We start from the raw sequence: 21,641 nt of genomic DNA on the forward strand, positions 1-21,641 counted from the left end.
GGGTGTGATATGATGTGTGGTAAGAAGGGTGTATCCCTTATAACGGTTTTGATGTTTATGCTCGTTGCGACAATTGCTGCAACGGCTACGTTCAAATGGCTTAATTCCGAAGGTCATTCAAGTGCGGCCCGCATGATGCGTAATGAAGCGCGCCAGGCGGCGGTGGCGGGGATTACTGCCGCTCGTTCGTGGATGACGTATCACGGAAACGAGACGGGTGCCATTATTCGCCAGTTCAAGGGCAATGGCAATAAGCCTATCCACTTGAATAATGTGCTCGGCAATAATATCGAAAGTGCAAATCAAAATTTTGACGTGTGGCTTGTCGGTGCCGAAACGGAAAGCTCGCCGTATGTGGTGAAAATCCTTTCGACAGGTGAATCGAGGAATGGCTCCAAACATAGTGAAGTCGCGATTATGAAAATTTCGGGGCTTTACCAAGTCAAGGTTCCCGAGAAAAAAGTGAGTATTTCGTTTGACCGAGCGTTCTTTGGCAAGACCACGGGTATTACGGGCGATGACTCGCTGGAATCGGCTATTATCAATGGCGATTTTGGACATCAGAACAACGTTCCTGTAATTTCGAAACCGCTCCTGGTGACGGGTAATTTCTCGTTTCAGGGAACAACGAACATGGGAGGGGACCTGTATGTCGGTGGAAACTTTGAAAATAGGGGAGGGCTTTTTTTCGGAAATCTTGAAATGGACCCGCATTCCAACGATTACGCCAATTGCAAAACGCCTGATGCCGATACGCTTGTCGTCTATATCGGTGGCTCTATAACCACGTGCGAAGGTAACGTCATTGCAGTATGTGGCGACCTTTATGTAGGTGGAAGTGTGCCGGTGAATTGTGATATAAAGGTCGGGGGAAACTTTACCGTCAATGGGCACATGGAACGCGGTACTGGCGATATTTCAAAAGGTATTGGTGTAAAAAAGAACATGGTCTTTACGGATAATGCCAGTTGGACAAAGAACGAACTCAACTATTTTAACAGTACTGGTGGCGGAACAGTATCAACGTTTAAGGTTACAAATAATTTGGTTCTTCCGCCGACGATGGATGGTCGAAAAGATGAAAATGGTGGCTATGCGATTGACTTGACGGGTAAAGTCATGAGCTATACGACTGCCAATACTATTTTGAGGGAGCAGGGGAATAACAACAACCCGAAGAAATATGGTGTCTTTGTTGAAGGTACGACCGCTGAACAGGCAAAAGCGAGGGACCGTGGGAACAGACGCTATTTCTCGTTTAACGCGGCCAAAGGTATAGAAAATCGCAAGGTGTCTAGGTGGAGTGAATCAGACCCGCTATTGAGAAATATTGGCGATAATTATTGGAACAAGTTGAGAAAGATGTATGAATATCAAGGGCTTATTGGCTCTGATGGCGAAGTCCCTGTGCCGATTTTGTTGAATAATGAAGATACGTGGACGACAAAAACGCAAAATGCTTTTTGTCATTTGGGCACAACGTTTAACTTGAATAATGAAAATATCGAAAAGATAAACAAGTGCTATAAAGATGCGGGTGAAAATGAACTATATAATGGTTTCTTGATTTTGGAATGGCATTCCTCCGAAAAGGTGGACCCGACGATTGCTTTAGACGGAAAGTTTGTTTTTTACGCTCCTCAAAAATTGGCTAATGGCCATGAATTGATTTTGCCCTCGACAACTGATAATTCCGTGGTGTTGCTGTATTTGAAAGAAGGTTCAGGAATGCTTCGCGGTATGGAAGGTTTTAAACAGAACTTCTTTATTTATTCTAGAGGTGACATTGAAGAAATGAAGGAGTTGAAGCTCGAGGGCTGTGTCATTATGGACAACGGCTCTACTCTGCGAAAATACCAAGGCAAGAACCACTTGAAGTATAAGGCGGAAGTTGTTCAGGCTGTGCAGGCTGCAGGGCTCATTATCGGTAACGAAGAATTTGAAAGGCTTGCGAATAAGTCCAGTGGCGCTACTTCGACATCGGGAAGTTCTGATGTGAGCGATACGGTGTATGTCTCTGTGGCATCTCAGTTGAAGATTACGATGGAATCTGAATATAAAAACAATGAATCGTACGGGAATGGTGATGAAAACGTAAAACCGTCTATTCTTATTTTGCCGCGAATCATCTATTTGCCCAAAGATGCTAAAGGTCGCCTTTCGGACTATTACAATGTGGTGAACTTGAATGGCGCCAATGAACGCAAGAATCCGAACAATGTCACGTGTAGCCCGATGGGACTCCCGGCGGTCGAAAAATTCAAGCTGTACGCTTCGGTTCTCCCGCAAGATGTCTATAGTTGCCAATACACAAGTAACAACTATGAAAAAATGGGATTTTATGTTGTCGTTAGCGGCTCTTCTGGTGATGAACCTGTTGTGAAGTTTGAAAAGAAATCGATTGAAATTACTAAGGGTGGTACAGTCCATGTAAATCTGAAGGCTTCGAAAGCGAAGCCTGCGACTGTTGATGTTTTCCAATCGAAGGCTCCTGATGAATGGGTGGTTACTGGTGGAACGTTAAAGAAAGAGAATACCGATGGTTCCAAGGTTTACTCAATGCCCTTCAATGGCGATAAACTGGCTTTTGATGTAACGATGAAAGAAACGGCGTCGGGAACGGGCTCTGTTTATTTCCAGTTGGTTGATCCTTGTGAAAACTGCGTCATCAATGCGGATTCCAATTCTACGACTGTGACGGCTGAAGGTTCGTTTACGCTTATCCGTAAAGATGTCCGTGAATATTGCGAACTGGCTGAGCATAAGGACGATGAATCTTGCAAGCAGGGCGGAGACTTGTACAAGAAAATTCAGACTCCGGAATGCGGATCTTTGACAAAAGAAGGTACGCAGTGGGTCACCGCTGATGGCGTTGGCTGTAAGATGGATGAGCTCAATAACAAGTGGTTCTGCAGTATTTATATCACGACTCCTGTAGTCTTGAAAAAAGCGGATAACTTTAATGACAACTTCTGCGAAGTCGTGATTCCGCCGAATACGAGCATTTCTTCTGCCAAGAGCGAAACGGAATACCTCTATGCGTCTGTACAGCGCCGTACGTATAATTTGCACATTGAATTTAAAGGTGCCGAGGAATCTAGCGATGTGATTGAAGTGTATAACAAGGCGAAGGATTCGGATGAATATGTCAAGAAGTACACTTGTAAAAATGGCGAAATTTGCGATTACCCGATTTATGCCGGTTATTATTATCAGCTAAGGGCGATTGCGAAGGGCTCTGACCGCTTCTCTCGTTTCACTTCGGAACCGAGCGTTGCTGCCGCCCAGGATTCCTTGCTGACGATTCTTGCATCGAGTGATTATTCTGTTGTGGCGTATTTCAATGACCGTGATGAACACTGCTTCTACGAAGATTTTGCGCCGGATGCAAACAACAAGGGCTTTGTTGCTTTCTGTAGTGAAAGTGAGGATTTCCCGCGCTGCATTGATGTGTGCTATACCAACCCTCAGCCGGGTATGTCTTGCAAAATTTCGGAATCCATGCACTGGGTGGGGGCTGATGCGGCTTCGAATCCGGACTGGGTGATGGTTTACGATAACAGAAATGCCACTTCGAATTGCCAATGGGATTATTCCTCTTGCCATTGCTCTTCGGATGACAATGCGTGCCGCCTGCAATGCAGAAAGCGCGTATGCACGACAACTAAATCGGGCGAACGCTTGGTCCCTTCGATTTCGAACAATTACATCACCGCCAATGCAGCAGCTGAAACGTCTTCGGATGTGCCGAACGGTTCTCAGAGCGTGATTCTCAATACTAAAGATAACGGTAGCAACGGTACGCTTACCTCTATTTTCTCGACGGAGATTATTGATGTGAATACGACTGTGAAAAACATGGCTAACTCGGGATTTATCTTTAGGGCGAATGAGGACGCTTCGGAATACTATTCCTTGAGCGTTTACGGAAAGCATGCGGGCGGTGCATACTCGCCGTATGTCTATGTGATGCTTTGCTATGTGAATGGGCAGACGGCTTCTGATGATGCCTGTGTTGAAAAATTCCTCTCCACGACGGATTGGGATGTCTCGGAATCGGGTGGCTTTACCAACCTCTCAAAGATTGGCCTTGTGATGAATATTCAGGGCAATATCGTTTCGGTGAATTTGCAGTTGAACGGCAATTCAGCAAATGCTTCTTCATCGGGATACTCGTTTGATTTGAATGAATTGTTTGGATCGAACCTTCTGTTGAATGATATCCACCATGGTCATGCCGGTTTCAAGCTTTCGAATAAGGACTTTAAGCTTTACGATATTTCGTGGTCGAGTACGGCTTATGGCGATAATGCTTGCTGGGACCGCCCGAGACTTGTCTGCTCGTTTAAGACAAATTACCTCGGTGGAATTGTTCCGCAAGATGAAAATGTGAAACCTTGGGTCGGCTTCAGTTCATTTACGATGAACAAGTACAAAAAATGCCACGTCAAGTATTATTACAATGGCTGTGACAACGCTGTCACCTCGATGCCGTCTCCGACAAACCCGCTTTATAACTGGGAAAAACTGTATCAGCTCTATGCTTGTGCGGGCGGAGAACGACTCGGCATGTATTGGGATAAGGGCACCGAGGTGAACGATCCTTATTACCGCTTTAAAACCGAAGGCAAGCATGGCTATTATTTTGAAGACCCGGAATCGAGTTGGGGTGGCTTTGCCATGGATGCTAAGGTGGCGCTAGAGTGCCCGCCCGATGTCAAAGTGAATGTCGCTTCTTCGTTGCTCCAGACGCAATCTTGCGGCGAGTTCTACGTTGGCGATATTTTGATGTGCTCGAAAAACTTTGATTTCCTGAATAGCGAAGAACCTGTATTCTGCACGGATAGCTGTAGTTTTGAGGTCTCTGGCAACGAGGGCGTGAATGTCCGTAAATCCAAACTTTTGGTGGGGCTTAACAACCCCAATAGCCATAACTTGCGCATCTCCTTTACGGATAAGAATAAAATCCAGTCTTCGTTCTATACAACCGCTATGGATGGAACTTTGTCTATAGATGTGAACTCCATTTCTAACGAGGATGGCTTTGACCCGCAGCATGTCATGAGTGTAAATGTAAAGGTGGTTGACGGAAGTTCTATCGAAATCAACCAGCTGAAGAGCAGTTGCCCGAATTCGCTGAGCATTGGATCTTGCAAGGTGCAGTACGACAATAAGCATTGGGAAATTACTGCGGATGTGAAAAATGCAGATCGTTGCTCCGTTGAAAAGCCTCTCGTATCTGACGCGGAAGCTGTCGGGCCGGCCGAAGGTTGCCCCAAGACGTTCCGTTTCAAGGAAGAAGGGCTGTATTCTAAAGAAGATGTGCTGAGTTATGAATTTACGGTCAAGGCTTACAAAGGTTCTGGCGCCGATGAAGAAATGGAAACGCTGAAGTGCGATCCGTACAAAATCATACCGATTGAAGTGGGTTGCGATATTGCCGAAAGTAAGAAAACGGTCAAGCAGGGCGCTGGTGTTCCGTCTTTGAATCTTTCATTTACCAATTGTCCCGAAGATGGCTGTGATTACACTATCAGTTTTGAAGGGAGTGTCATTGCTCGCGGGAATACGCAAAAAGAGGGCGACAAGACGGAAACGTACACCTTTACCGATTTGAATACGCCGTTAAATATGTTGAATGCAAAAGAGTATTCGTTTACCGTTGTTGCGGGTGGTAAAGAAAACCGTGATTGCAAATTTACGGTAGAAGAAACGGCTAGCAAGGCGAAAGCCTCATGTGATTTTAATCCGGATACCAAGATGTTTACAGCCAAGGTGGATATTCTCCAGGGGCTTACATGGTCGGGTGAAATTGATTTGCTGGATTATAACGGTAACCGCTATAGGACGGTCCAGTCGTTTGTTGATGAAACGTCCTCTGAAATCAGTGTGGATTTGTCTGCGGTTCCGTTCTCGAATGGTCAAAATACAATCTCGCTTACTTTGAATGGTGGCGCTACAGGGAACGGTAGATGCCTTGTGACTTATATGCAATCTACGCCGCAAAGTGAACTTGAATTGACCTGCCCCTCGATTGTCTCGGTGAATGGCTATGATAAGACTTTTGAAATGACGCCGACGGTTACGGGGTGCGAAAATGGTGGCTGCTCGTGGAGTGTCTCTGGCGGGGCTTCTGTTTCTCCGGCAAGTAATTATACATCGGGAACCCTTACGGTAACGGAATCTTATGTGAGCAGCAGTAAGGAATACACGTTTACCTTAAGCCATGAAGGTCTTGATAGCAAGACTTGCGATGTGACTGTTGAAAGGGCGTCTCAGTTTGAACTGGATTGTGAAATTGCCAAGCAGACGGATGTCGAGCCTGGAGAAACGATTACGATTCAGCCGCATTCCGTGACAGGGTGCAATTCGGATTGCTCGTACAGTGTCGAAATGCAGAATTCGACATCTGGCGCGGATTACATCAGCGTTGTGAATGGTACGGGATCCAATTATGATGGTGGCGCTATTTCGTTTAAGGGCGCTAGCTCTGGCGGCACAAAGCAATATCGTTTGACGGTGACGGATGCCATGAATTCCTCGAAGTCATGCTTGTTCGAAGTCGGCTATGCAAATTCTGGATGCCGCTCGGTAGTGCGTAAAATGCCTTTCAGCAACAGTAATATTAGCATAAGTGATAGATTTGTTGCTGGTTGCAATGAAATTAAAACGGTTAAGCAATGTAGCAAGGCTCAAATCCAGTCTCAGGCATGTTCTTGCTCGGATGGCTTGTCGCATACGTTTACGATTAACGGAAAGACGCTTGATTGTGGCGTGTACTTCGATGATGTCATTCCGGCACGTTCTACTGTAACTTTGGATGTTCCTGAAAACTGCACGATTAATGGCAATATCTACCTTTCGGAATGTTATTATGACCCGAATTATGTAGGTGTTGGTACAAAGCTAACTGGGAACTTCCAAAGCTTTGAACCAGGTTCAAATAGTGTGTATGTGGCTGCTTTTGATAACGGAAATCGGTTGAACTGCTCTGTTTCTCAAACGGCATCATATGCAAGAACCGTGGCATCGGTAAATGGTTGTAATATCACGATTAATGGAAACAATGATCGAAGCTATAGCAACTGTGAGCTTGAAGGCAATGCTGATTACACGCTCATTGTTAAGGATGATGCTCCGAGCGATTTGAAATGTGGTATTAGTTGGTAAGTTAGCGAATAGAACAATGCAAAAAAGGAACCCCAAAGGGTTCCTTTTTTAATGGTTCGCGGCGCTTGTCCGCAAGCTCATTACTTGATAATCAACATGGAATCGTCCCAAGCTTCGTGCTTTTCGAGGCCGAGGAGGTTGGCCGTCGTTGCTGCGATGTTGGAAAGACCCCAGTCGCCTTCCTTGAGGCCGAGCTTGCCGCCAGTGACGTTATCGTAAAGGATGCACGGCACCTTGTTGAGCGTGTGGCTCGTCTTGGCCTTGAAGGAACCATCCTTGTTGACCTTCGGCATGCCGGTCTTCTTGTCGATTTCGTACATTTCGTCGGCGTTACCGTGGTCAGCCGTGATGATTGCAACACCACCGAGGGCGTCAATCACCGGGAGCAAACGGGCGAGGCCGATATCCACAGCTTCGATAGCCATCGTAGCAGCGCGGAAGGAACCGGTGTGGCCCACCATGTCGCCGTTCGGGAAGTTGCAGCGGAGAGTCTGGTACTTGCCGCTCTTCAAAGCTTCGATCATGGCGTCGGTGATTTCGGCAGCCTTCATCCACGGGCGCTGTTCGAACGGAACAACGTCAGATTCGATTTCGAGGTAGGTTTCGCCGTCGAACTTGCTGGAACGGTTACCATTCCAGAAGTAAGTGACGTGGCCGTACTTCTGTGTTTCGGAGCAAGCGAACTGCTTGACGCCCGTTTCGGAAAGCCATTCGCCGCTGGTTTCCTTGATTGCCGGAGGCGGAACGAGGAAGCGGTTCGGGAGCTTGAGGTCGCCGTCGTACTGGAGCATGCCAGCGTAGCAGACGTGCGGGAAGCGCTTGCGGTCAAATTCGTTGAAGGATTCTTCTTCGAAGGCGCGCGTGATTTCGATAGCGCGGTCGCCACGGAAGTTGAAGAACACCACGGAGTCGCCATCGTTGATGGTGCCAACCGGAGCGCCGTCCTTAGCGATCACGAACGGCGGGAGGTCCTGGTCAATAGCCTTGGTTTCGCCACGGAGGGTTTCGATAGCCTGCGTAGCGTTGTCGAAGTAGCGGCCTTCGCCGAGCACGTGGGTCTTCCAGCCGAGTTCCACCATCTTCCAGTTAGCGTTGTAACGGTCCATGGTGATCTGCATACGGCCACCGCCGCTAGCAATGCAGACGTCGAATTCCGGAGAGCGGAGTTCGTCGAGGAACTTTTCGAACGGGCCAACGTAATCGAGAGCGGAAGTTTCCGGAACGTCACGACCGTCGAGGAGGATGTGAACGCGAACCTTCTTGACGCCTTCCTTCTTGGCCTGGGCAACCATGGCCTTGAGGTGAGCGATATTGGAGTGAACGTTACCGTCGCTGAAGAGGCCGATGAAGTGAAGAACCGTGTTCTTTTCACGAACGTTGCCGGAGATTTCCTTCCAAGCGTCGCGGCCGAAGATGTCGCCGCTGTTGATGGCGTCTGCAACGAGGGCTGCACCCTGGTTGTAAACCTGGCCAGCACCGATAGCGTTGTGGCCAACTTCGGAGTTACCCATGTCTTCGTTGGTCGGCATACCGACGGCGCGACCGTGGGCCTTCAAGAGGACGTTCGGGTACATCTTGAAGAGGTTGTCGAGAGTCGGGGTGCGGGCGGCCTTGATGGCGTTGCCTTCGACCTTATCGGTGATACCAAAACCGTCCATCACGATCGTGACAACGGGTCCCTTGATGCCAGGGAAGTTGGAAAGTTTCTTGAGCATATTTACTCCATTTAAATGTTACGGAGGCAAATTTAGAAAAAAAAGACCTCCACAGGGGAGGTCCTTTTAAAGAGTTTCTGTTTTAGAAGACTACTTAGCTCTGTAAATGAGCAACGTGAAGGTTACATCGTTGCCATCCGGGCTCGGCGTGTCATTGACGATGAACGCATAGAAGCCTGCTGCAGAACCCGTGTTAGACTTGTAAACATTCGGGTTGATAGCGACAAAGAACACGTCGCTTTCGTACAGAATGTCCGGATAGGTTTCTACGAGGGTAGATTCCACATACTGGAAGTCATCCGTTGTCGGGTTTGTCGGGTACCAGTCACGCATCCAGTCGTTCTTCTTTTCAGCGTCGTTTTGGTTGTCGTACTTGGTGAACAAGAGGCCAGTTGTACTGGAGACAGAAACCTTGCCTGCGGCGATTCTGTTGAAGCAGATGTCACCCGTGGGGCTGCTAGAAGCAATGCCTGTTGCAATGTCCAAGCACTTATCGGTCTTTGTGCTGACCTTAACAGAGACGGTGTCGAGGGCGCCGCCCGGAATCTTCGGAGCGCTGGAAGAAGAGCTTTCCGGTTCCTTGCAGAATTCTTCGCTACGTGTGAACGGAATGGTGTAGTTGGATACCGACTTCAAGATTCCATCGGAAGCGGTTGCCGTAATCATGAGAGAGAAATTGCCGCATTCCGTGTAGCCTTCAGTGAGGTTCGAGTAGAGGTCAGCTTCCTGGAAGTTGATTGCTGTCACGCGATTGGCGTTGAAATCAATCGGGTTACCGAAGGTGTAGTTGCCGGTCGGAACATTCTGGCTGTTGACAATAGTGACCTGGAGATCGGTGAAGCGAACCAAGCTAGGATCATCAATAGCGGTAGAGTCAAACAAGTCGAGGGTGATGTCACCCTTGAACTTAACCTTGTTGGAAACGACGCTTGCCGCCATGTTTGCAAAATGAATGGATGTTTGCGGTGTCGGCTCTGGCGGAACATAAGCGCTAGAAGGTGTCGGGTTTTCTGGCTTTGTCGAAAAATCGCTGCCCTCATCGCCTCCGCAGGCGACAAAACTTAAAGCTCCAATAGCGAGAGCGGAAGTGAAAATAAGAGGTGTGACGAACTTTGAATTCATTTTAATACCCTTTCTATGTAATCTTAAAGTGAAAATAAACAAAATTTGGGCAAAAAGCACCAAGTATTTAACTTTTTATAATAATACAAAAATAAAATTACATGGCGTAATAAGCGCGGTATAGAGTGTGACGAATATTATAATAAATCTGTAAACAAAATTATACACTAAGCGTCGAGAGAGCGTATAATATCGCGGATTCGGGCGGCTTCTTCGAAGTCGAGGCGGGCTGCCGCTTCTTTCATTTGACGTTCCAGGTCGGCGAGCTTGGACTGGACTTTACTGGATCCTTCGCGTTGCTCAGGATGACGGTTACCGGCGGCTGCCTTCTTGGAGGCTGTCTTCCTGAAGCGTGAAGGCTGCAACGGTTTCATCGGACGTATGCCCGGGGTGAAGTCTTCGCTGGAATTGTTACTGGAATCGTAACTGGATCCTTCGCTTTGCTCAGGATGACGCTCGTCCACTTCTTCGTTGATGCCCAGCGGGTCGATGATTCGCAGGTCTTCTTCAATCTTGCGGGTCACGGACTTTGGCGTGATTCCGTGTTCCTTGTTGAATTCTTCCTGGAGACCGCGGCGGCGGTTCGTCTCGTCGATAGCCTTTTGCAGACTTTCAGTCATATTGTCTGCGAACAGAAGCACTGTGCCGTTCACGTTGCGGCTTGCACGGCCCATCGTTTGAATGAGGCTTCTGTAGTTGCGGAGGAACCCTTCCTTGTCGGCGTCGAGAATCGCGACCATGCTCACTTCGGGGAGGTCGAGGCCTTCGCGCAGGAGGTTGATGCCCACGAGCACGTCGTATTCGCCGCTACGCAGTCCGCGGATGAGCTCGTGGCGTTCGAGCGTCTTGATGTCGCTATGGAGGTACTTCGCGCGGACGCCTGCTTCGATGAAAAATTCCGTGAGGTCCTGTGCCATCTTCTTGGTGAGCGTCGTGACGAGCACGCGGTCGCCGTTTTTGACGACTTCTTCGATGCGGTACAGGAGCACGTCCATTTGGCCCTGGATCGGGAACAGTTCGATTTTCGGGTCCAAAAGCCCGGTCGGACGGTTGATCTGTTCCGTGACAACGCCGTTCGTCTTTTTGAGTTCGTAGTCACCGGGGGTGGCGCTCACAAAAAGCACTTGCTTCGGGTACATGTACTCGAATTCGGCGAAGTTCATCGGGCGGTTGTCGAGAGCGCAGGGGAGGCGGAAACCGTATTGCACGAGCGTGGTCTTGCGGGACTTGTCGCCTTCGGCCATACCGCCCACTTGCGGGATGCTCACGTGCGATTCGTCAATCATCAAAAGCCAGTCATCGCCAAAGTAGTCGATGAGTGTGAATGGGCGTGTGCCCGGAGCACGGTCTTCGATGATGCGCGAGTAGTTTTCGATGCCGTTGCACATGCCGGTTTCTCGGAGCATTTCCATATCGTAGCGGGTGCGGCTCGAAAGGCGAGCTGATTCAAGAACTTTGCCTTCTTTGTCGAGTTCGGCAAGTCGGTCGGTGAGTTCCATCTGGATGCGCTGCAACATACCCGCGCGGTTTTCTTCTTTGGTGACAAAGTGCTTCGCGGGGGCGATGGTGAGTTCTTCGACTTCCTTGATAACTTCGCCCGTGACGATGTTAAAGCGGTAAAGGCGGTCGACTTCGTCACCGAAAAGTTCGATGCGTAGTCCATCTTCGTCGTAGCTCGGGTGGACTTCGATCACGTCACCGCGGACGCGGAATGTGCCGCGGTCGAGGCTAAAGTCGTTGCGTGAATACTGGATGTGGACAAGGTCACGCAGAATCTTGTCGCGGTCGTAAATGTCGCCCTTCTTGATACGGACCATCAAGTCGAAGTATTCGCTAGGGCTGCCGAGGCCGTAAATGCAGCTCACGGAAGCGACGATGATGACGTCGCGGCGGGTGAGGAGATTGGCTGTGGCGCGCAGGCGGAGCTTGTCGATTTCGTCGTTGATGCTTGCGTCTTTTTCAATGAACGTGTCCGTGTGCGGGATGTAAGCTTCGGGCTGGAAGTAATCGTAATAGCTGACGAAGTATTCCACCGCGTTGTTCGGGAAGAACGACTTGAATTCTTGATAGAGCTGGGCGGCGAGTGTCTTGTTATGCGTGAGGATGAGCGTCGGCTTTCCGACATTCTTGATGACATTGGCCATCGTGAACGTCTTGCCGGAACCGGTCACGCCGAGAAGCGTCTGGAACTGTTCGCCGTTCTTGAAACCCTCGGTCAATTCTTCAATGGCTTTGGGCTGGTCACCTGCGGCGCCGTAAGGACTTACGAGGTCGAAATCCGCACGCGTGGGCGCCTGGAACTGCTTGAGTTTTCCGGGCAAGCTCTTGGAAGGCGGTAGCGGTTTCGCTATCGGTTTTGCATACGGATCAGGAGTAATAGTCTTACGTGCGCGAGCCATGATATCAGACGAAAAATAGTAAGTAAAATTGAGGTTGTCATCCTGAGCGAAGGGCATAGCCCGAAGTCGAAGGATCCAGTGAAGTCTTGCTTCGAAATTTCTATATTTCGGTTCATGCTTTGCAATCGAATTCTTGGTACGACTCATCACGGCACTTACAAGAAGGTCGTTGACGTTCCTCTTTTGCGCGAGGAACTGACGGCGCGTTCAATCCGCTGCATCGCACGCGATGGCGTCGAAATTGAAATCGATGTATACGAAGACTTGCAAGAAGGCGATATTTTGGCGGAGACGGACTTTAACGTGTACGCCGTAAAAATCTACGTGCCCAAGAAAAAGCCCGCCGAAGCACCTGCGCCGAAGTTCAAGAGCTATTTGTAGAAATCTAAAGAGAATTTCTGTATTTTCTCCAATCTCCGTATTCCGAGATGTCTTTCGCCTTGCCCGCTCGGTACAGTTCGAGGACGGAACTGTCGGCTACGAATCCCGAAATAAATCTTCCGTCAATGGTTTTTACTTTCCCTATCGAGAGCGGTGCAGGAACTCGCTTGACGAACTTGCCAAAATCTTCTGCAGAAAGTCCGTAGATTTCAATGTAGAAGCTTTTGCCTTCGCCATTGGATGCTGCAATAAGGGTTGGCTTTGGAATCGGGCCGTTCAAGGCGAGCATCTTGTACTCGGGTGCAGTTTCGGTGGCTTCGATGAAAACGGCGCGGGAAAGTTCTTCGTGAAGAGGACATCCTTTGAGGTGCGCTCCGCAAACGGCCAACGGAATTTTTGAGGCGAGATAACCTTCTACTTTCTTAGCGGCGTCGAGCAGTTTGTAGTCGTCGAATGCTTTGCCGACAAGGGTGACGCCAAATGGGAGACTTGGTGCGTTCCCGCTTTCGTTGTCGGCGTCTTCGGAGGGAATTGCCAATGCGGAATAATCCAGCAAATTCATGTAGTTGGTGTAGTACCCTAAATTCGAGTTCAGCTCGATAGGATTCTTTTCGACATCGGCGGTCTTGTAAATTGTCCCTGCGGTGGGCGTGAGCAAAAAGTCTACGGATGAAATAAGCTTGTCTGCAATTTTCTTGTAGGCTTGCAGCGAGTGGAACCCTTCGAAAACTTCAGAAGGGTGCGGGGTACGCTTGGGCGTGATAATTGATTTTGTGACCGGATGAATTTCGTCCGAGTGTTCTTCGATGAATTTCCCTACGGCGTTGTAGCGCTCGAATACCCACGGGCCTTCGTAAAGGAGCTTCGCTGCCTTGAGGAATGGTTCGAATGGAATAATGACCTTGGTGCCGCCTGCATTTTCGAATGCTTGTACAGTCTTTTCGAAAGCTTTGCGGTAACCTTCGTTTCCAAAAAATTCCAATTTGTCCGGAACACCGAAAGTCCATTTTTCAGGGAGGCGTGCGCGATTGGCTTCGGCGTGAACCCAAGGTGCTTCGCGGGAATATGGGTCTTCGCTATCTTCGCCTTGTGCAATGTTCAATACTGTTTGAGCGTCTTTTGTGTCGAGTGCAAAAATGCTTACGCAATCAAGGCTTCGGCAGGCCGGAATGACTCCGCTTGTGCTGAGCAAGCCTCGAGTCGGCTTTACGCCAACCAGTTTGTTGAAGGCGGCGGGAACGCGCCCAGAGCCTGCGGTATCTGTACCGAGAGAAAAACTGCATAATCCGTAAGCGAGCGCTGCGGCAGAACCGCTGCTGCTTCCGCCAGAGATGTATTCGGGTGCGAACTTGTTCGGGATGGAACCGTAAGGACTGCGTACGCCGACAAGCCCTGTAGCGAACTGGTCCATGTTCGTTTTACCAAGCGGTATGGCGCCTGCTGCGATGAGGCGGTTTACGACGAACGAAGATTTTTGCGGCTTGTAAGCGTAAGCGGGGCAGGCTGAGGTGCTTTCTAGACCTTCGAAATCAATGTTGTCCTTGATGGCGAAAGGGATGCCGAATAAAGGCTTGTCCGCAGGAATGGTTTTGCAGTTTTCGAGCGGTTCCAAGTATTTTTCGAGAGATTCTCGAGAAAGTCGGCTGATCCAAATCTGCGATGGCGCTTTGTCCATTTCTTTAAGGATGTTCTCGATGACCGTGCGCGGAGTTGTTGTTCCGTTACGGTAAGCGTTTAGCAGAGTTGAAATTCTAAGTTCCATAAAACCTCCTTTTAGGATTCCAGTAGGCGATCCATTGCAAGGCTGTAGAGTCCTGCGAAATATTCGTTTTCGGTATTGGGCTTGATGATGATTCGTGGCAACTGCAAACGATTCAAATGTTTCCGCAGATGTTGAAGGATGGCTTGTTCGCTTATTTCGTTGGCGAGTCCGCCGGTAATGACAATCTGCGCGGGGTCCAAAAATACGGTGGCGGCGACAACCAGTTGGTTGACAATGGGAGAAGCGTATTCAATGTCGCTGAATGCGGCGTTTTGACTGTTCTTGTTGAAATTGAACGGGTAGTACGAAAGTTCTCCAGCCAAATTTGAAGTCCCTCGCAAAATTTTACCATCGACGATAAAGCCTCCGGCAGGCGTGTTTCCCTTGGGGAAGAACAGCAGGGCGACATTCTTCTCGTCGCTGTTTGCTTTGGAGTAGCCTAGCGCAATCGTGTTCATGTCGTTTTCTACGATGGTCGGAATTTTGACGGCCTCTTCGATTCTTTCGGCGAGGTTGATTCCGCGAAGTTCCTTGATATCGCAGAATTCAATTATTCCGTTGTTGACGCAACCTTGCACTCCGATGACGAGGACGCCTATGCCTGATTCCTTTTTCAAGATTTTTCGGATGTTTGCAATGATGACTTCTGCTGACAGATTCTTTTCCCTAAAGGCTCCGTTTTGCTTGATGTTCCCGGCGGTATCTTGAACGCGGTAACGCAAGAATTTTCCTTCGTGGTCGGCGTGGGCGAATAGGCAAAGGGTTTTCCCTTTTTCGTGGTTGTACTGGTAGGCCATTGCGGGGCGGCCACCGCTAGAAATTCTTTGTTCGTCTTCGGCGATTTCGCCGGATACTATTAATTCGTTTAAAATGGTGCCGCATGTGACAACGCTCAATCCAGTTTCTTGAGCGAGCTCAGCCTTGGTTGCGGAGCCCAAAGTAAATAGTGCCTTTTTTATGGCTTGCTTGTTATGTTGCTTTAAATCGGCTGTCGTGTTAGTTTGTTTCATGGTTAAAAATATAATGACGGTTTGGTACTTTTGTAAAGACATTAAAAAAGTTTTTTTGAAAAATTTTTTGAATAGGTTAAAAATTTGTTTATTTGCATAAAAATGGGGTTTTACATTCTGTGAAATACCCCTATACTTTTTAAAAGTCTTTTACAAAGTGTGGTGCTACAGAACTGTTACAAAAACCATAAGTTCCTGAAAAATGGCGATTTTGATGAAAAAACGGCAGTTTGAAAGTTTTGGCACACCGTTTGCTATTGGTGTTGTGAAAAGAAATCCAAAAAGTGAGGAAAACATGAATTTGAAAAAGATTCTTCTGACATGCATTGCCGTTGCTGCCGCTTCTGTATATGCTCAAAAGCCTGTGCTGAAAATCGCCTACAGTGATTGGCCGGGTTGGACGGCTTGGGAAATTGCCGACAAGAAAGGTTTCTTTAAAAAGCATGATGCCAATGTTAAACTGGAATGGTTTGATTATGGCCCGTCTATGGACGCGTTTGCTGCTAAGCAGGTCGATGCCGTTGGTGTGGCTAATGGCGATGCGATGATGATGAACGCTACGGGCGCCCGTAACTCGATTATCTTGATTAACGATTACAGTAATGGTAACGACAAGATTATTGGTGCTCCGGGAATCAACTCTGTTAAGGATCTCAAGGGCAAAAAAGTCGGTGTCGAAATTGGGTGCCTTTCTCATGCGCTTTTGATTAATGCGTTGACGAAAAATGGACTCAAGGAATCTGATATTACTTTAGTCAACATGCCGACGCATCAAGCCGTGCAGACTCTTGAAAGTGGCGAAGTTTCCGCTGTTGTTGCCTGGGTTCCGCATTCTGTAAATGCTCTCGAAGTCGTTAAAGGATCTAAAGAGATTTATACCAGCGCAAATGAACCCGGAATCATCTACGATGTCCTCGCAGTCTCTCAGGAATCGCTGATGAAAAACAAGGCTGAATGGCAGAAGGTTGTTGCCGCTTGGTACGATGTCATTGACTTCTTGAACGACCCGAAAAATAAGGATGAAGCGGTCAAGATCCTTGCGGCCCGAGTAGGTATTTCTGAAAAGAAATATGCCACATTTATGGGCGGAACTCGATTCTTAACGGCAGAAGAAGCGTCCGCACGATTCAAGAAGGGTAGTGGCTACAGCTCCATTTATGGCTCCAGCAAAAATGTCGACGCCTTCTTTGTCAAGAACAAGGTCTACGACAAAAGCGTGAATGTCGACCGCTATATCATCCCTTCGTTTACGGAAACCTTCCTCAAGACGAAATAACGAACCTTTAAAAGTGGAATAATCATGGTAAACCCGATTGGAATTCAAAAGCATGTTGGGAAAAAGTGGACGACTGTGCTGACTGTGCTCTCGTTCATCATTCCCCTTGCCATCTGGAGCGTGGTGAGTTACGTCCCCTTTGTATACCACCCGCTCGTCAAGGTCGTCGATGCCGGCGGAAGCATGTTTTGCCAACCGGGTGACGAAATTGAACGCAGTAACTTTGAAGAAGAGAACCGGAATCTCCTTGAGGCTAATGAAAGGCCCATGACGGGAATCCGCGTGAACCCCGCTTACCTTCCGGCACCGCACAAGGTCGCAAAAGCACTTATCACGGCTTTTATGACCGAGCCGAAGCGCGATGGTGATGTCTGGTTTTACGAAAGTATTCTGCATTCAATCAAGATTGTGTTCCTTGCGTTTTTGCTTTCGAGCTTGATTGGCGTACCTCTAGGTGTTGCGTGTGGCGCTGTCCCGTTCTTTGAAAAGCTGACAGGTCCGTTTATCGAATTTTTCCGGTATTTCCCGGCGCCTGTGTTTGGAGCTTTGGCGGTTGCCATCCTCGGCATCAATGATGCTCCTAAGATTGCGATTATCATCATCGGTACATTCTTTCAGCAAGTTCCGATGCTGTGCGCCACGACACGTCGCGTAGATTCGACTCTCATCGAAGCGGCCCGTACTTTGGGAACATCGCCGATGCGTATTATGTTCAAGGTTGTATTGCCCGATATCGCTCCGAAGATGTACAAGGATATGCGCATTCTTTTGGGTTGGGCTTGGACTTACCTCATTGTCGCAGAAGTGGTGGGAACAAGTTCTGGCATTACCTGGTTTATCAATCAGCAGGCGAAGTACCGTAACTTTGACAATGTCTATGCCGCCATCATTATCTTGGGCGTCATTGGTCTTGGTTGCGATATGATCCTCAACTTCCTCGGCCGAGATTTCTTTGCCTGGGAAGGTGGCCGTGTGGGTGTCAGCTCCAAGATCAAGAGAGAAATTCTTGCTCCAAAGGATAATGTTTTCACGTTCTGCCTCACACCTGAAGAAAAGGCGCTCAAGGAGAAGTATCATGGAAGGCCGTAAGGATTGTTTCGAAGATTACATTTTGGAAGCCTGCCATATTGTCAAGGATTTCGAAAAGACTTCTGGAAAAGGGATGCATCGTGTTTTGGATGATATTTCTTTTGGCGTGCGTCGTCGCGAGTTCCTTTCGATCATTGGCCCTTCTGGTTGTGGAAAGTCAACGCTTATCCGCATTGCGGCAGGGCTCGAAACAGCAACTCGTGGAGAGTTCAGGCTTGATGGAAAGATTGTTCGTGGTACTGGTGCCGAAAGAGGAATGGTCTTTCAGAAGTATTCGCTTTTCCCGTGGCTTTCCGTAAAGAAGAATGTCATGTTCGGGCTGGAATCTACAGGGCACGATAGCGATGATGCCGAAGAGATTGCTGCACAGTGGCTTGAAATTGTTGGACTTGAAAAGTATGGCGAATATTTCCCGAAGCAACTTTCTGGCGGTATGCAGCAGCGAGTTGCCATTGCAAGAGCTTTGGCCCCGCAGCCGCGCGTTCTCTTGATGGACGAACCGTTCGGAGCGCTTGATGCACAGACGAGAGCGCAGATGCAAAAGTATCTGCTTGAAGTTTGGAAGAATATCGATATCACCATCATTTTCGTGACGCACGATCTTGATGAAGCCGTATTCCTTTCGGACCGCATTTTGACTTTGCAAGCTAATCCCGGAAAGGTCAAGGAATTGGTCGAAGTCAACATTCCTCGCCCGAGAAACAAGGAAACCCTTACTTTGCCTGAGTTCGTCGAAACACGCAAATACATCGAAGAACTCATTCGCCCGCCCAAGGTAAACGAAATCGCTGAAGAAGAATTCAACATCGTGAACATGGTCGGGAAACAACTTTAAAAAACAGGAGCTAATATGTCTGAATCTAAAGTCCTTTGCAAACAAGTGATTGCCGGTGGCTGGAACTACTCTCGAATCGTCAAGTGCGGCCAGAAAATCCGACTCACTGACATTGAAGGTGGTGCAAATGCCTCTTTGATGTGCTATAACGCTCACAATTTTACGGAACGCTTTAACTTGGGCGATACCCTGAAAATCCAGCACATTTGCAGAATTGCAAAGAACTGCTGCCTTTATGGCGACATGGGCCGTATCTTGCTGAGCGTTGTCGAAGATACTGTGGGCTGGCACGATCCGCTTTGCGGCTGTACGCATGCCTCGCTGATCAAGGAACGCTTTGGCGAAAAGGATTATCAGAGCGCCCACAACGATTTTTACCGCAATGGTTACGACTCTTTGCTTGTTGAAATTGGCAAGCACGGCATGACCAAGAGAGACTTTACGGAACTCGTCAACTTTTTCAGCAAGGTCGTGGTGACTTCTGACGGAAAAATGACTTTTGTAGAGAATAACTCTAAGCCGGGTGACTATGTGGAACTGCGTGCCGAGATGGATACTTTGATCGTTATCGATACGGGTATGCATCCGCTGAATCCGAGCAAGGAATACTTGCGTAAGCCTGTGAAGGTTGAACTTATCACTTGCGATATCGCCGGTGCCGAAGATCCTTGCTTTACCTGGTGCCCGGAAAACGGTCGCGGCTTTATCAACACGGCAAACTACAACTTGTAAGAGGTCTATCATGTTTACGAAGTATTTGGAAAGTACGCTCAAGGAAGAAGACGCTTGTTATGTTGAAGATGTGGCTGCCGGAAAGGGGTGGTTGCATTTGATTAAGAAAGGTCAGATTTTCCGCATTTTGGACCTTAAAGGGAACCAGGCTGTTGATACGCTGTTCATCAATGCGAACGACCCGTCGGAACGCTACAGTGTTCAGCAGACGGTGCAAAGACAAGCGAACTGCTTGGTCGGTGTTGGCACGAAGCTTTATTCCAACGATGATAACGCTATGCTTACGGTTGTTGCGGATACTTGTGGCGACCACGATACGCTTGGGAGTGCCTGCTCTTGCGAAAGTAATACTTGCCGTTATTCGCTCGACAAGCGTTATATGCATGCCTGCCGTGAATCGTTTTTGAAGGTGTTGCTCGAAACACCGAATCTGGATAAGCGCGATCAGGTGAACAACTTGAACTTTTTCATGTATGTTCCGTTTGACGAAAAGGGAAACCTCAACTTTGCTGATGGTATTTCTTCGCCGGGAAAGTATGTGGAAATGCGTGCCGAAATGGATGTGCTCGCGGTTGTGAGCAACTGCCCGCAGCTGAACAACCCCTGCAACGCTTACGATCCGACGCCGGTAAGGATGATTATTTGGGATTCAAAGGAGTCCGTATGAATTCGAAGCTTCTTGAAAGCCCGCGTTGCGTAGAAGATGCGGTATCGGATGTGACCGTCCTTGCCGGGGACGGTTACATGCTGCCCCTCAAAAAGGGACAGATCCTCCGCTTGGTTGACGTAGAAGGCAATCAGTCTGGCGATGTGCAGATTTATAACGCGAATGACCCGACAGAACGCTACAATGCGAACAACACCATTACGGCTCAGGCGAATACGATGATTGAGCTTGGTACGGTTATCCGTAGCAACTGCGGAAACGCTATGCTTACAGTGATTGCGGATACTTGCGGAGAACACGATACGCTTGGAAGCGGATGCTCTGCGGAAGGTAATGTTGTGCGTTATACGAATAAGACTCGTTATATGCACAGCTGTCGTGATACTTTTGTGCGTACGCTTGAAAACTATGGCTTGAGCAAGCGCGATCAGACTTGCAACTTGAACTTTTTCACGAAGGTCATCTTGGATGACAAGGGACGCCTTGAATTTGCCGATGGTATTTCGGGCCCCGGAAAATACATTGAACTTCGCGCCGATATGGATGTTCTGTTCTTGCTTTCGGATTGCTCGCAGTTGAACAATCCTTGTAACGATTACAATCCGACTCCAATTCGACTTTTGGTTTTTGACAAATAATTTGGGATACCGCTATGGACAACTACGTTTATCGAAACTTCACTAGGGAATCGCTTGGTAAAGCCTACGACAACACCAGTGCTGTTAAGAATAGTTCTGAAATTTTGGAAGGCTTCAATGCTCGTAGCGCAGAAATTTCAAAGCAGTTCCAGGATACCATGAATTTGCATTATGGCATGGATTCTAGGGAACGTATCGATTACTTTAGTTGTGGTAAGAAAGATGCTCCGCTTTTTATCTTTATTCATGGCGGGTATTGGCAAATGCGCTGCAAGGATACTTTCCGCTTTTTAGCGAAGGGGCCTATTGCTCAAGGATTCGATGTGGCTAGTGTCGGATACCCGCTTGCTCCGAGCGCAAGTATTGGTGAGATTGTTGCCAGTATCCGTAATGCCCTCTATTTTTTGCGCTGTCATAGTGATGTCCTTGGCTTTGACAATTCTCGTATTTATGTGTCGGGCTGGTCGGCTGGGGCTCATCTTGCCGTAAGCGTACTTGATGAACCCGGCGTATGCGGGGCGCTTGCCATCAGCGGTATTTATGACTTGAAACCTATTTCGCAATGCTTTTTGAACGATAAACTTCAGCTTACCGAGAATGAGATTCTCTTGTACAGTCCGCTCCGTAGGCCGTTTGTCAAAAAGCCGATTGCCGTAGTTGTTGGTGCAAATGAACTTCCGGAACTTCGTAGGCAAAGTGCCGAATTTGCGATGCACCGCGCCGAAGAAGATATTCCTGGTTCGTTCAATTTGCTTTCGAACCATAACCATTTTACGATCCTCGAGGAACTTGAAAATCCCGAAGGATCCCTGACGCAACTTCTTGTACAATTGATTAAATACTAA

Annotated in this window: 13 protein-coding genes and 1 pseudogene; 9 read left to right on the top strand and 5 right to left on the bottom strand. The window is 48.2% G+C overall.

The features are described from left to right. Nucleotides 1–9 precede the first annotated feature (9 nt). Nucleotides 10–7,170, top strand: a complete 7,161-nt coding sequence (locus CRN95_RS13340) for a hypothetical protein (RefSeq protein ID WP_141099871.1) — start codon at nucleotides 10–12, stop codon at nucleotides 7,168–7,170. An 80-nt stretch (nucleotides 7,171–7,250) separates the two neighbouring features. Here CRN95_RS13340 and gpmI read toward each other — a convergent pair whose 3' ends face one another. The 3 genes from gpmI to uvrB all read right to left on the bottom strand — a co-directional run bounded on the left by gpmI (nucleotide 7,251) and on the right by uvrB (nucleotide 12,463). Beyond that, nucleotides 7,251–8,885: a 2,3-bisphosphoglycerate-independent phosphoglycerate mutase gene (gene gpmI / locus CRN95_RS13345; protein ID WP_085492200.1), complete on the bottom strand. Its 1,635-nt coding sequence runs from the start codon at nucleotides 8,883–8,885 to the stop codon at nucleotides 7,251–7,253. 90 nt (nucleotides 8,886–8,975) lie between these two features. Next, complete coding sequence (locus CRN95_RS13350) at nucleotides 8,976–10,007, bottom strand: hypothetical protein (RefSeq protein WP_088630846.1); 1,032 nt, start codon at nucleotides 10,005–10,007, stop codon at nucleotides 8,976–8,978. 167 nt (nucleotides 10,008–10,174) lie between these two features. Continuing rightward, nucleotides 10,175–12,463 (bottom strand): excinuclease ABC subunit UvrB, encoded by a 2,289-nt coding sequence (gene uvrB / locus CRN95_RS13355; protein ID WP_235003053.1) that lies wholly within the window; start codon nucleotides 12,461–12,463, stop codon nucleotides 10,175–10,177. Between the two features lie 57 nt (nucleotides 12,464–12,520). On the opposite strand from uvrB, the gene CRN95_RS13360 reads away from it, so the two are divergent. Then, a complete protein-coding gene (locus tag CRN95_RS13360; protein WP_088630847.1) occupies nucleotides 12,521–12,787 on the top strand; it encodes a hypothetical protein in 267 nt (88 codons plus the stop codon). Between the two features lie 4 nt (nucleotides 12,788–12,791). Here the strand turns inward: CRN95_RS13360 and atzF are convergent, their stop codons facing one another. Together atzF and CRN95_RS13370 are read right to left on the bottom strand one after the other, a co-directional pair. Further along, entirely contained in the window at nucleotides 12,792–14,549 is a 1,758-nt protein-coding gene (atzF, locus tag CRN95_RS13365) for an allophanate hydrolase (RefSeq protein WP_088630848.1), read from the bottom strand. 11 nt (nucleotides 14,550–14,560) lie between these two features. Continuing rightward, a complete protein-coding gene (locus tag CRN95_RS13370) occupies nucleotides 14,561–15,559 on the bottom strand; it encodes an ROK family protein (RefSeq protein ID WP_159462323.1) in 999 nt (332 codons plus the stop codon). Nucleotides 15,560–15,854: 295 nt separating this feature from the next. On the opposite strand from CRN95_RS13370, the gene CRN95_RS13375 reads away from it, so the two are divergent. The 7 genes and pseudogenes from CRN95_RS13375 (at nucleotide 15,855) to CRN95_RS13405 (ending at nucleotide 21,641) form a co-directional block, all read left to right on the top strand. Further along, the gene (locus CRN95_RS13375; RefSeq protein ID WP_088630916.1) at nucleotides 15,855–16,835 is read left to right on the top strand and encodes an ABC transporter substrate-binding protein; all 981 of its coding nucleotides are present in this window, start codon (nucleotides 15,855–15,857) and stop codon (nucleotides 16,833–16,835) included. A gap of 24 nt (nucleotides 16,836–16,859) precedes the next feature. Then, nucleotides 16,860–17,804 (top strand): annotated as a pseudogene (locus CRN95_RS13380) (ABC transporter permease subunit); the annotation flags it as partial. Nucleotides 17,805–17,910: 106 nt separating this feature from the next. Then, nucleotides 17,911–18,759, top strand: coding sequence for an ABC transporter ATP-binding protein (locus CRN95_RS13385; protein ID WP_088630851.1), 849 nt, complete (start codon nucleotides 17,911–17,913; stop codon nucleotides 18,757–18,759). Nucleotides 18,760–18,774: 15 nt separating this feature from the next. After that, the gene (locus CRN95_RS13390) at nucleotides 18,775–19,491 is read left to right on the top strand and encodes an urea amidolyase associated protein UAAP1 (protein WP_088630852.1); all 717 of its coding nucleotides are present in this window, start codon (nucleotides 18,775–18,777) and stop codon (nucleotides 19,489–19,491) included. 10 nt (nucleotides 19,492–19,501) lie between these two features. After that, nucleotides 19,502–20,158: an urea amidolyase associated protein UAAP2 gene (locus tag CRN95_RS13395; protein ID WP_073443147.1), complete on the top strand. Its 657-nt coding sequence runs from the start codon at nucleotides 19,502–19,504 to the stop codon at nucleotides 20,156–20,158. Continuing rightward, nucleotides 20,155–20,796 carry a DUF1989 domain-containing protein gene (locus CRN95_RS13400; protein WP_073443145.1) on the top strand — a complete coding sequence of 214 codons (642 nt, stop codon included), beginning with the start codon at nucleotides 20,155–20,157 and terminating at the stop codon, nucleotides 20,794–20,796. Before CRN95_RS13395 ends, CRN95_RS13400 begins: the two co-directional genes overlap by 4 nt. 14 nt (nucleotides 20,797–20,810) lie before the next feature. Then, nucleotides 20,811–21,641, top strand: coding sequence for an alpha/beta hydrolase (locus CRN95_RS13405; protein WP_088630853.1), 831 nt, complete (start codon nucleotides 20,811–20,813; stop codon nucleotides 21,639–21,641).

The sequence above is a fragment of the Fibrobacter sp. UWB16 genome (genome assembly GCF_900215325.1).
GTDB lineage: Bacteria > Fibrobacterota > Fibrobacteria > Fibrobacterales > Fibrobacteraceae > Fibrobacter.